The sequence below is a fragment of the Leyella stercorea genome (genome assembly GCF_021531655.1).
Genome location: NZ_JADYUF010000005.1, coordinates 1 through 12,826, shown reverse-complemented (window position 1 = coordinate 12,826; position 12,826 = coordinate 1). Strand labels below are relative to the sequence as shown.

Annotated in this window: 12 protein-coding genes; all 12 read left to right on the top strand. The window is 46.0% G+C overall.

All coding sequences use genetic code 11. From position 1 onward, the window contains the following. Genes hisF through mnmE form a run of 12 tightly spaced genes read left to right on the top strand, consistent with a single transcriptional unit; the run spans position 1 to position 12,292 of the window. Positions 1–759 carry an imidazole glycerol phosphate synthase subunit HisF gene (hisF, locus tag I6E49_RS02280; protein WP_235400210.1) on the top strand — a complete coding sequence of 253 codons (759 nt, stop codon included), beginning with the start codon at positions 1–3 and terminating at the stop codon, positions 757–759. A 24-nt stretch (positions 760–783) separates the two neighbouring features. Then, positions 784–1,398, top strand: coding sequence for a bifunctional phosphoribosyl-AMP cyclohydrolase/phosphoribosyl-ATP diphosphatase HisIE (hisIE, locus tag I6E49_RS02275; RefSeq protein WP_235400209.1), 615 nt, complete (start codon positions 784–786; stop codon positions 1,396–1,398). A 25-nt stretch (positions 1,399–1,423) separates the two neighbouring features. Then, positions 1,424–2,122 (top strand): cell division ATP-binding protein FtsE, encoded by a 699-nt coding sequence (locus I6E49_RS02270; RefSeq protein ID WP_235400208.1) that lies wholly within the window; start codon positions 1,424–1,426, stop codon positions 2,120–2,122. Between the two features lie 13 nt (positions 2,123–2,135). Next, positions 2,136–3,458, top strand: a complete 1,323-nt coding sequence (locus I6E49_RS02265; RefSeq protein WP_235400207.1) for an aspartate kinase — start codon at positions 2,136–2,138, stop codon at positions 3,456–3,458. Between the two features lie 20 nt (positions 3,459–3,478). Next, on the top strand, positions 3,479–4,630 hold the full coding sequence (gene lysA, locus I6E49_RS02260; protein ID WP_235400206.1) for a diaminopimelate decarboxylase: 1,152 nt from the start codon (positions 3,479–3,481) through the stop codon (positions 4,628–4,630). A 3-nt stretch (positions 4,631–4,633) separates the two neighbouring features. Continuing rightward, the gene (locus I6E49_RS02255; protein WP_235400204.1) at positions 4,634–5,788 is read left to right on the top strand and encodes a glycosyltransferase; all 1,155 of its coding nucleotides are present in this window, start codon (positions 4,634–4,636) and stop codon (positions 5,786–5,788) included. A 1-nt stretch (position 5,789) separates the two neighbouring features. Beyond that, positions 5,790–6,605, top strand: a complete 816-nt coding sequence (locus tag I6E49_RS02250) for a hypothetical protein (protein ID WP_235400202.1) — start codon at positions 5,790–5,792, stop codon at positions 6,603–6,605. Positions 6,606–6,627: 22 nt separating this feature from the next. Beyond that, positions 6,628–8,625 (top strand): fructose-1,6-bisphosphatase, encoded by a 1,998-nt coding sequence (locus tag I6E49_RS02245; RefSeq protein ID WP_235400200.1) that lies wholly within the window; start codon positions 6,628–6,630, stop codon positions 8,623–8,625. Positions 8,626–8,659: 34 nt separating this feature from the next. After that, positions 8,660–9,142 carry a GNAT family N-acetyltransferase gene (locus I6E49_RS02240; protein ID WP_235400199.1) on the top strand — a complete coding sequence of 161 codons (483 nt, stop codon included), beginning with the start codon at positions 8,660–8,662 and terminating at the stop codon, positions 9,140–9,142. 57 nt (positions 9,143–9,199) lie between these two features. Beyond that, on the top strand, positions 9,200–9,472 hold the full coding sequence (locus I6E49_RS02235) for an ACT domain-containing protein (protein WP_235400198.1): 273 nt from the start codon (positions 9,200–9,202) through the stop codon (positions 9,470–9,472). Between the two features lie 21 nt (positions 9,473–9,493). Then, positions 9,494–10,858, top strand: coding sequence for a PFL family protein (locus I6E49_RS02230; protein ID WP_235400197.1), 1,365 nt, complete (start codon positions 9,494–9,496; stop codon positions 10,856–10,858). A 21-nt stretch (positions 10,859–10,879) separates the two neighbouring features. Next, positions 10,880–12,292 (top strand): tRNA uridine-5-carboxymethylaminomethyl(34) synthesis GTPase MnmE, encoded by a 1,413-nt coding sequence (gene mnmE / locus I6E49_RS02225; protein WP_235400196.1) that lies wholly within the window; start codon positions 10,880–10,882, stop codon positions 12,290–12,292. Positions 12,293–12,826: the final 534 nt, after the last annotated feature.

Here is a 12,826-nt window from a genome sequence, read left to right as displayed (position 1 = left end):
ATGGGACTTGCCAAAAGAATCATACCATGCCTTGATGTGAAAGACGGAGAAACCGTTAAGGGTGTCAATTTCGAGAATCTGCGTAATGCTGGCGACCCTGTGGAGCTTGCCAAACGATATAGTGCAGAAGGAGCCGACGAACTTGTGTTTCTTGACATTACAGCAAGTGTAGAAGGACGCAATACATTCACCGAGATGGTGGAAAAGGTAGCTAAAGTAATAAACATACCCTTTACTGTGGGTGGTGGTATTAATGCTTTCGCGGATGTCGAACGACTGCTGTATGCAGGAGCCGACAAGGTCAGTGTCAATTCTGCAGCTATACGCAACCCGCAACTGATAAACGAAATATCGTCAAAGTTCGGCTCGCAAGTGTGTGTCTGTGCTATTGACGCACGTCAGGAGGCCAATGGCGAATGGTATTGCTATGTGAAGGGTGGACGAGAGCGTACCGAACACCGCCTTTTTGATTGGGCTGCTGAAGTAGCCGATCGTGGAGCTGGCGAAATACTCTTTACGAGTATGAATCACGACGGAGTGAAGACTGGCTATGCCAACGAGGCATTGGCACAACTATCAACGTTGCCAATACCAATCATAGCTAGTGGTGGAGCAGGCAGTATGCAGCACTTCTACGATGCTTTCACTATAGGTAAGGCAGATGCTGCTCTTGCTGCAAGTGTATTCCACTTCGGCGAGATAAACATAAAGAAACTCAAACGGTTTCTGAATGAAAAGGGTGTAAAAACAAGAATATAAAACAACCTCATTAAAATATTGGTTATGAATATAGATTTCGAAAAAACGGACGGACTCGTTCCTGCTATTATACAAGACAATACAACTCGTAATGTGTTGATGCTTGGATACATGAATCGCGAAGCCTACGAGAAGACAATGGCTACGGGCAAGGTGACTTTCTGGAGTCGCTCACGCAATTGCTTGTGGACTAAGGGCGAGACATCCGGAAATTTTCTCAATCTTGTAGACATTAAAGTTGATTGCGACAACGACACGCTTCTGGTAAGGGTTAATCCTACCGGACCGGCTTGCCACCTCGGTACTGACACTTGTTGGGGTGAGACCAATGATGCCAACCCTCTGTTGTTCCTGACTGAGCTGCAGGACTTCATCAACAAGCGACACGAGGAGATGCCCGAAGGCTCATACACTACATCGCTATTCAAGGATGGATTGAACCGTATGGCACAGAAAGTAGGCGAGGAGGCTCTTGAGGCTGTAATCGAGGCTACCAACGGCACTAACGACCGACTCATATATGAGGCTTCTGACATGTTCTATCACCTGATAGTATTGCTTACAAGCAAGGGACTGCGAATAGAAGACATTGCCAAGGAACTTAAGGAGCGACATGCTCCAAGTTGGCACAAACATTAAAATATAAGAATTCAAAAAACATATTATGTTGATAGAATATAACAAGGTCAATATCTATCAGGCTGACGAAATGATTCTCGAAGGCGTTGACTTTCATGTGGATGCTGACCAGTTTATTTATATAATAGGAAAAGTGGGGTCTGGAAAGTCGACTCTGCTTAAAACCCTATATTGTGAGGTGGACATCGACAAGAACGATGCCGAGACAGCCAATGTGCTCGGTCGCGACCTGACAACGTTGAAGCGCAAGGACGTACCGGCTCTACGCCGTGATATGGGCATCATCTTTCAGGACTTCCAATTGCTTCACGACCGTAACATCTACAAGAATCTGGAGTTTGTGCTCCATTCTACAGGATGGAAGAACAAGAAGGAGATTGACGACCGTATAGACAACGTTCTGGCGGCTGTAGGCATGGAGGACAAGAAGATGAAATGTCCGCACGAACTGTCTGGTGGTGAGCAACAGCGCATAGCCATAGCACGAGCTCTGCTCAACCATCCTAAGGTGATTATCGCAGATGAGCCTACCGGCAATCTTGACCCGGATACAGCAGAGAAGATAGTCGGACTGCTATATGAAATAAGCCATACCGGCACTCCGGTTGTAATCTCAACTCACAACCACGGATTGATTGAACGTTTTCCTGGACACGTGTACAAATGCGAGAATGGAAAACTGATAGAGATGACAGATAAAACAAATAAGGAAAATAACAAATAAAAATACACACACTATGAAAGTAATGAAGTTTGGAGGAACCTCCGTAGGAACACCGGAACGCATGAAGGCGGTAGCGTCAATGGTGTCAGAATCGGGCGAACAGGTTTTTATTGTCCTCTCGGCAATGTCGGGAACAACCAACTCGCTTGTCGAGATTTCAAACTATCTCTACAAGAAGAATTCGGATGGAGCTAATGATGTAATCAACAATCTCGAAAGAAAATATATGGAACATGTGGAGGAACTATACTCCACAGACGAATATAAGCAGCGTACAAAGGAATTCCTCGCTTCGGAATTCAACTATCTGCGTTCTTTCACTAAGGACTTGTTCACAAGCTTTGAGGAGAAGAACATCGTTGCTCAGGGTGAGATAATGAGCACCAATATGGTGGCAAACTATCTTGAGGAGCAGGGTGTGAAAGTGTGCCTGCTCTCGGCTCTCGACTTTATGAGGACCGACAAGAACGCCGAACCTGACTCACAGTATATTAAGGAGAAGCTGGGTGCCATTATGAAGGAGAATGAGGGCTACCAGATATATATTACACAGGGCTTCATCTGTCGCAACGCTTATGGCGAGGTCGACAATCTGCTGCGTGGCGGAAGCGACTTTACAGCTTCGCTCATAGGTGCAGCACTTCCTGCCGAGGAGATTCAGATATGGACCGACATCGACGGTATGCACAACAACGACCCGCGTGTTGTAGACAATACCGAGGCAATACGTCAGCTCAACTTCGAGGAGGCTGCCGAGTTGGCTTACTTTGGTGCAAAGATTCTGCATCCTACATGTGTACAGCCTGCTAAGTTTGCCGGCATTCCCGTACGCCTTAAGAACACTCTCGATCCTAAGGCTGAAGGCACCATTATCGATAATGTGCTTCTGAAGGGTAAGATTAAGGCTGTTGCCGCTAAGGACAACATTACAGCCATCAAGATTAAGTCATCGCGCATGCTTTTCGCTACAGGCTTCCTGCGTAAGGTATTCGAGATTTTTGAGTGCTATCAGACTCCTATCGATATGATTACCACAAGTGAGGTAGGCGTTTCGATGAGTATCGACAACACTACACATCTCAATGAGATTGTCGACGAGTTGAAGAAGTATGGTACTGTTACTGTCGATTCTGATATGTGTATTGTATGTGTGGTAGGCGATCTTGACTGGAGCAACCTGGGCTTTGAGACTATCGTTCTCGATGCCATGAAGACTGTTCCGGTACGTATGATATCATACGGAGGAAGCAACTACAACATTTCCTTCTTAATAAGAGAAGCTGACAAGGCTCGTGCTCTGCAGAACCTTTCAGACCTTCTGTTCAACAAAAAGTAAAAGATATAAATCAGTAAGAAATGTTCCCCGTAGATAAATTTCAGGATATACGTACGCCGTTCTACTATTACGACACACAACTTCTGCGTCAGACACTTCAGACCATAAAGGAAGAAAGTGGCAAACATGCCAACTATCATGTCCACTATGCAGTTAAGGCTAATGCCAATCAGAAGATTCTGCAAATAATAAAACAATATGGTCTGGGAGCAGATTGTGTGAGTGGCGGCGAAATAAAGGCGGCACTTGAGGCAGGATTTCCTGCCGACAGTATTGTGTATGCAGGTGTAGGCAAGAGTGATTGGGAGATAGAACTCGGACTCCAGAACGACATCGCCTGCTTCAATGTGGAGTCGATAGCCGAACTTGAGGTAATAAACAGTCTTGCACAGAAACTTGGCAAGACGGCTCGTGTAGCGTTCCGTATCAATCCTAATATTGGTGCGCACACCCATGCCAACATCACTACCGGACTTGCCGAGAACAAGTTTGGTATTGCTATGCAAGACATGGACAAGGTGATTGATGAGGCTATGTCAATGGACAATGTCGATGTTATCGGACTCCATTTTCATATTGGCTCTCAGATACTTGACATGGGCGACTTCAAGGCCTTGTGCAATCGTATCAACGAACTGCAGAGTCTGTTGGCCAAGCGTAATGTGTTTCTTAAGAACATAAATGTGGGTGGTGGATTAGGCATAAGCTACGACAATCCCGACCGTGAGCCTATACCCGATTTCAAGGACTACTTCAATACCTATGCTTCGCATTTGCATCTGCGTGAAGACCAGCACTTGCACTTCGAGCTTGGACGTTCGGTAGTGGCACAATGCGGTACGCTTATCACACGCTTGCTCTATGTCAAGCAGGGCTCGTACAAGCAGTTTGCTATTGTTGATGCAGGAATGACCGACTTGATACGTCCGGCTCTGTATCAGGCTCTGCACAAGATTCAGAACATCAGCAGCGATGAGCCAAAGCAGACATACGATGTAGTAGGTCCTATATGCGAGTCGAGCGACGTGTTTGCCAAAGCTATCGACCTCAACACGTGTCATCGTGGCGATTTGCTTGCAATACGTTCTGCGGGAGCCTATGGCGAGATAATGGCAAGTGGTTACAATTGCCGTCCTTTGCCAGTAGGATACATTTCTGAAGAATTCAGATAAGATATGATTATTGATACATTATCAATTATTTCATGCATTATTATCACCATATTTATGGTGGTGTCGGTCGTAGCCAATCCGTTCTTTCGCAAGACGGATAAGGCTGACGACTCGGACGCTTCTCACTCTGTCGACGATAGCGACATGCCACAGCTTACGGTGCTTGTGCTTGCCAATAACAACGCACAGGCTCTGGACGCTAATCTGCCACTCATACTGACACAAGACTATGCTCCAGGCTATGAAGTCATCGTAGTAGGTGAGAAAGGCGATTTGCCAACAGAAACTGTTGTTGAACAATATGCGTCGAAAGGCCATTTGTATGCTACATACATTCCACACCGCTCGCTCTTTATGAGCAAGTCGAAGCTTGCTGTAGCATTAGGCGTAAAGGCAGCACACAACGAATGGATAGTAATGGTCAATGCCGATTGTCGTCCTCAGTCCGACCTGTGGCTCAAGACACTTGCTTCACGTATGGACAGCGATGCCAATCTTGTTATAGGCTACAGCAACTACGATTCAGCCTCACGAGGCTATTATCGATTTGCCCGTCTGCGTACGTCGTGCTATATGTTGCGTCGTGCTTTACGTTCTACGGCATATCGCGTCAATGGTACAAACATAGCGTTCCGTCGCTCTGAATTCATATCGCAGGAAGGCTATCGTGGCAATCTTCAGCTTGTGAATGGCGAGTACGACTTCATCATCAACAAGTATGCCCAACGTGGGCAGACACGTGTTGTTACTGATGAGAATGTATGGATACGCGAAGACAGTCCTACATCCAAGCAATGGCACTATCGTGATGTATGTTATGCTCATATACGCAAGTTTCTGAGCCGTTCGGCAGCCCCACGCATTCTGTTCAACTTCGATATGACTATGATGTATGCCAATTATGCTGTTCTGATAGCATCCATAATTGTGGCAGCAATGACCCAACGATGGATATTGCTTGCTACAGCATCTTTGTATATCGTCCTGACAATCGTGTTGCGTTCGCTCATAGCTCGCAAGGTGTACATAAAGTATGGTGAGGATATTCCTGCATGGCGTACAGTCTTCTACGAGCTTTCAATAGTGTGGCGTCAGTTGTCTACCAACATTCGTTATTCACGTGCCGACCAATACGATTTCACTACTCATAAATTATAATATGAGAATAAAATACGTCATACCATCCAAGCCAAGCCCTTCTTGCATCAATATGGAGATGTGGCAGATGTTGGTTCACGGACTTACAGTTTGTGATCAGATAGATATTGTGGACATGTCACCCGACATCGTCCACATTTTTGGCATTTGGAATATACATAATGTACGGCTGGTGGAGCAATATCGAAGCAAGGATATTCCCGTTGTCTTTACCTCAATAAATGGTATGCTTGGTATAGTAAATCGTAATGGTCGACAGGTCTATACCCCTAATGTTTTATATGCCATACGTCGTATTGTCCGTTTAGGTGCAGTAGTACATGCTTGCGGACAGACAGAACAGAATTTTTTGACAGGCATAGTCAAGTCTTCCGCCATACATGTCATCACGAATGCGGCATTTACTTCTACAATCTCGGTTGACGATATGGTAGCGTCGTTCCGTTCTCTTTATGTCGATACGATACAGTCAAACGACACATCCGTTCGCAATCGTATAAGTCGTCAGTTATCAAAATACAATATCCAGGACAAGTCTATACATGACGTATGTACACGTCTGATGTACATACGTCAGAGATTCAAGATGCTCAACATTCCTCAGTCATTACTTGATGAGACATCACAAGTGCTGACAGAAAGCGATTACGACGAGAAATCCATGCGTAATACACTTGATGAAATGCATCTGTCCAAATTTGCCTCTTACACAATGGCGTTGCTCGAATCCAACAGTAGTCTTACAGAAGGCTTTATGCCTATCGACAGCATTGATGGAAAAGTGGTGAGTGAAATGAAAAAACAAATCATTAACTAATATAAAAGCAGGTTATACTAAAATGGCACACATACATCCCCCTAAACAGCAGGACATGAAGTATCTTCATCTGTTGTCTCAGTCGTTTCCCAATATCTCTGAGGCAAGCATGGAGATAATCAACCTTCAGGCTATTCTGCACCTCCCCAAGGGTACAGAACACTTTCTTGCAGACATTCATGGCGAGTACGAGGCATTCCAGCATATCTTGAAGAATGCTTCGGGTAACATCCAGCGTAAGGTTGACGAACTCTTCGGCAACACTATGCGCGAGTCAGACATGAAGGAACTTTGCACGCTCATCTACTATCCCGATCAGAAGCTTGAGTTAATCAAGGCGGTAGAACCCAATATCATCGATTGGTATCGCATCACGCTTCACCAACTTGTTTCTGTGTGTCGTCTCGTTGCGAGCAAGTACACCCATTCCAAGGTTCGCAAGTCGTTGCCTCATGACTTCTCTTATATTATTCAGGAACTCCTGCATGAGCGTACCGACGATGCCAACAAGGCCGACTACGTCAACGTCATCATCGACACCATTATATCTACAGGTCGTGCCGACGACTTCATAGTGGCTATATCCAACGTAATCCAGCGCCTTTCTATCGACCAGCTTCATATACTTGGCGACATTTACGATCGTGGTCCTGGTGCACACATCATATTAGACACTCTTGCGTCATATCATTCATGGGACATCCAATGGGGCAATCACGACATATTGTGGATGGGAGCCTTGGCAGGCAATCGTGCTTGTCAATGCAATGTCATTCGTCTGTCGTTGCGTTATGCCAATCTTGCCACACTCGAAGAGGGTTATGGCATAAACCTTGTGCCCCTTGCCACATTCGCTATGGAGACCTATGGCGACGACCCTTGCGAGGAGTTCGTTCCCAAGATAGCCTCAGCCGATTCGGCACGTATCGACCAGAAGACCACCCGTCTGGCAGCCCTTATGCACAAGGCTATTACCATCATACAGTTTAAGGAGGAGGCAGCCATCATCAAGCGCAATCCGGCTTGGAATATGTCCGACCGTCTGCTGTTCAATAATATTGACTATCAGAAGGGCACTATACTTCTTGATGGCAAGGAGTATGAGCTTAAGAGCAACTCCTTCCCAACCATCGACCCTCGTCATCCCGACCGCCTTACACCTGAGGAGAAGCAGCTTATGGACAAGCTCAACCATTCGTTCCAGGTGTCAGAGAAGCTGCACAAGCATATCCGTATGCTTCTTCAGCACGGTTGTATGTATGCTATATACAACAACAATCTGCTTTTCCATGCCTCTATTCCTCTTAATGCCGACGGCACATTGAAGGAAGTCGAAATTGCAAAGGACATGAAGTGTTCGGGCAAGGATTTGCTATACAATATCGGTATGATGATACGTACAGCATTCCAGTCCGACTCAAGTATTGAAGAACGCAACTATGCCACCGACTATTTCCTATATCTGTGGTGTGGTCCTGACAGCCCGCTCTTCGACAAGTCGAAGATGGCCACCTTCGAGCGCTACTTCATAGCCGACAAGGCAACGCACAATGAAGAGAAAGGCAACTACTTCAAGTTGCGCGACAACGAGCAGATTGTCGACAACATTATGGATGCATTCGGAGTGACAGGCGAGAACCGCCATATCATCAATGGTCACGTCCCCGTGCATGTATGCAATGGCGAGAACCCTATCAAGGCCAATGGCAAGCTTATGGTCATAGATGGAGGTTTTTCACAGGCTTACCATAAGGAGACTGGTATTGCAGGATACACGCTTGTCTACCACAGCCGTGGATTTGTACTCGTACAGCATGAGCCTTTCACCTCAACCCTCGATGCCATACAGAAATGTACCGACATTAAGTCAACCACCCAGATTGTGGAGATGTCAGCTCATCGTATGCGTGTAGCCGATACCGACATAGGTCGCGAACTGTCCAAGCAGATCAACGACTTGCAGCAGTTGCTCTATGCCTACCGCCATGGATACGTCAAAGAGGCTATGTCCAATAAATAAGTTAGAAATTGAACTTTCGCAAGTTAATACCGAAATGATTAGAAAAGTCAGGATACAGGATGCTGCTGATATTGTGGCAATATATAATAGGTATATAGTCGACACGACCATCACGTTCGATACCGAACCTGTTTCAGTCGACGAGATGCGCAATCGTATCCACGACATAGCCTCCTGTTTTCCCTACTTCGTTTATGAGCATCAGGGTAGGGTAGCAGGCTATGCCTATGTACATCAGTGGAAGGAGCGTGCCGCCTATGCACGCACACTTGAGACAACCGTCTATCTCAGTCCCGACGCATTTCATTCTGGTATTGGCACCACTCTGATGCAGCACGTCATTGATGAGTGTCGCAGTTTGGGTTACAGGGTTCTTATAGCTTGCATTACAGCCGAAAACACAGGAAGCCTTGAGTTTCACAAGAGTTTGGGATTCACTCAAGTATCGTTTTTCCACAATGTCGGCGAGAAGTTTGGACGACTTCTTGATGTAATCGATATGGAACTTCAGTTATAAAGCAAACACAACCCCTAAAATAATATTTTCAAGAATAGTAACAAATTAACATTAATTATGAACAGAACCATCATTACAGTAGTAGGCAAGGACACCAAGGGTATCATTGCTAAAGTGTGTACTTATCTTGCTGACAACAATGTCAACATTCTTGACATCTCGCAGACCATCGTGCAGGAGTATTTCAACATGATGATGATTGTTGATATGGCAAAAATGGAGAAACCATTCGTTCAGGCTGCCGACGAACTTACCAAGCTTGGCGAGAGTGTAGGCGTGCAGGTGAAATGCCAGCGCGAGGAGATATTTGATGTAATGCACAGAATCTAATCACACACAAAAAATCACGTCATGATAAATATCAATGAGGTTATCGAAACCAACAAGATGATAGAGCAGGAGAACTTCGACGTGCGCACCATCACCATGGGCATCAGTCTCATGGATTGTGTGAGCGACAGTCTTCCTACGCTCTGCCAGAACATCTACAACAAGATAACACGTCTCGCCAAGAACCTTGTCAGTACGGGCGAGCAGATTTCCAAGGAGCTTGGAGTTCCTATCGTAAACAAGCGCATCGCCATCACTCCTATAGCTCTTGTGGGTGGCAATGCCTGCAAGACATCCGACGACTATGTAGAACTTGCACGTACACTCGACCGTGCAGCCAAGGCTGTAGGTGTCAACTTCCTCGGAGGCTATTCTGCCATAGTTTCCAAGGGTATGACTCATAGCGACGAGCTTATGATACGTTCCATACCTAAGGCTCTCGCCGAGACCGACCTCATTTGCAGCTCGGTAAATATAGGTTCTACCAAGACAGGTATCAATATGGATGCCGTGCGTCTTATGGGCGACATTGTGCGTCAGACAGCCGAGGCTACCAAAGAACGTATGTCAATCGGTTGTGCCAAGCTTGTTGTCTTGTGCAATGCTCCTGACGACAATCCCTTTATGGCAGGAGCCTTCCTTGGTGTTAGCGAACCCGATGCTGTCATAAGCGTAGGTGTAAGCGGACCTGGTGTAGTCAAGTATGCTTTGGAACAGGTGCGTGGCGAGAGCTTCGAAGTGCTATGCGAAACCATCAAGCGCACAGCTTTCAAGATAACACGTGTAGGTCAGCTTGTAGCCAAGGAGGCATCACGTCGCCTTGGCATTCCGTTCGGCATCATCGACCTTTCACTTGCTCCAACTCCTGCAGTAGGCGATTCAGTTGCCGACATTCTTCGTGAGATAGGTCTCGAGCATCCTGGTGCTCCTGGTACAACGGCAGCCCTTGCCTTGCTCAACGACCAGGTGAAGAAGGGAGGCATCATGGCTTCTTCTTATGTAGGAGGTCTTAGTGGTGCGTTTATCCCCGTAAGCGAGGATCAGGGCATGATTGATGCAGTAGAGGCAGGTGCCCTCACCATCGAGAAGCTTGAGGCTATGACATGTGTCTGCTCTGTAGGTCTCGACATGATAGCCATCCCCGGCGACACACCCTCTACAACTATTGCTGGTATCATTGCCGATGAGGCAGCCATCGGTATGATTAATCAGAAGACCACAGCCGTGCGCGTCATTCCTGCCATTGGCAAGAAGGTTGGCGACAAGGTCGACTTTGGCGGACTCTTGGGTTATGCTCCCATCATGCCAGTCAACACCTTCTCATGCCAGCCGTTCGTAGACCGTGGTGGACGCATTCCGGCTCCAATTCACAGTTTTAAGAACTAACGTATTTAAGTAAATATCTAAATGCTCAACAACAATACCATTTGCGCCATCGCTACCGCCCCTGGTGGTGCTATTGGCATTATTCGTATCTCAGGCTCCGAAGCCATAAGTATAGCCGATAGGATATTCCGTCCTATCGGCTCCAGTCTTTCTTTGTCCGAGCGCAAGGCTTACACCCTCGCATTCGGCAATATCGTCAACTCTGATGGCGATGTTGTCGACGAGGTACTCGTGTCCATATTCCGCGCGCCTCATTCTTATACAGGTGAGGACTCTGTCGAGATTTCGTGCCATGGTTCTGCCTATGTGCTTCAGCAGGTTATGCTTCTGCTTACAGAGAATGGATGCGTACCTGCCGGACCAGGCGAGTTTACCCAGCGTGCTTTCCTAAATGGCAAGATGGACCTCTCGCAGGCAGAGGCGGTAGCCGACCTTATCAGCTCTACCAACAAGGCAACACACGACATGGCTATGAGTCAGCTCAAGGGTCACTTCAGCAACGAGTTGGCTGATCTTCGTGCCCATCTGCTTAAGCTCACATCGCTATTGGAATTGGAACTCGACTTCTCCGACCATGAAGAGTTGGAGTTTGCCGACCGTTCCGAACTCTACACCCTTGCCAATGACATCCATAAGCGCCTCCTTGCGCTTGCCCGTTCCTTTGAGGTGGGCAATGCTCTTAAGAATGGCATTCCCGTGGCTATCGTTGGCAACACCAATGTGGGTAAGAGCACGCTCCTCAATCATTTGTTGCATGAGGAGAAGGCTATTGTGAGCGACGTACATGGTACGACAAGAGATTTCATCGAGGATTCCACTGTCATCAATGGCATACAGTTCCGCTTCGTCGATACAGCTGGCATCCGCGATACAGATGATGTTGTTGAGAATATAGGCATAGAGCGCACCTACCAGAAGATGCAGGAAGCCAAGATTGTACTCTGGCTTGTCGACAGGCAACCTGAAGCTTCAGAGATAGAGGATATAAAGAAGCGTGTTGCAGGCAAGAAACTCATCATTGTGCGCAACAAGATGGATCTCACCAATTCATCATGGAACAATTCCTCATCGGCGAAGCCGACAATTCAACATTCAACATTCAATATTCAAAACTCCTCATCGGTCGACATTAGCGCAAAGTATGGCACAAATATATCCAAGCTTGAGCAGCTAATAGTTGAGGCAGCCAATATTCCTCAACTCTCCGAGAGCGACATCGTCATAACATCCGTTAGGCATTATTCCGCTTTGCTCCATGCCGACGAAAGCCTACAACGTGTCATCGATTCAATGAACCTTGGACTTAGCGGCGACTTGCTTGCCGAAGACCTCCGAATGGTTATTGAGCACTTGGGCGAAATTACCGGCGAAGCAAAAATTACCCCGCAAGAAACGCTCAATTCCATATTTAGCTCATACTGCATCGGAAAGTAGATTCTGCGTGGGAAAGTGATTTTTTGCAAAGAAAAGCATATTATCTGCAAATATTGCTCATAATTTGCTTTGTTCAAGCAATTAATTTTTTGTCTGTTTTTGCAGATTTTTGATTTTTAACTTCGATATTTGCAGATTATCACCCATTTTGTCCCCCAGCTGTCCCCCGAGATAGTCGAAAATAGCCGAGGGACAAAAATATCTCATAGGTGGTGATTTACGTTTTCACATGTTATTTTGGAAGATATACATTCCAACTTATACAATGTAAAGCGCCACATTCTTTTGCAATTTCTACCATTTCTATTTGACTATTACAGCAATCTATTGTTCATATCCATAAAGCCTATCTTTGAAATTCTTGAAATCTTGATATAACGTTTCATTATCAGGTCGTACATTGTCATGATATTGGTAAAGGATATTGTTGACTTTAGCTTCAACTGACTGATTTGATCTAATTAACCTGAGTTCGGGATAAGAAAGTCTTTGTAAAAGTTGGTAATCTCAATAATTTTTAGTACCTTTATGATT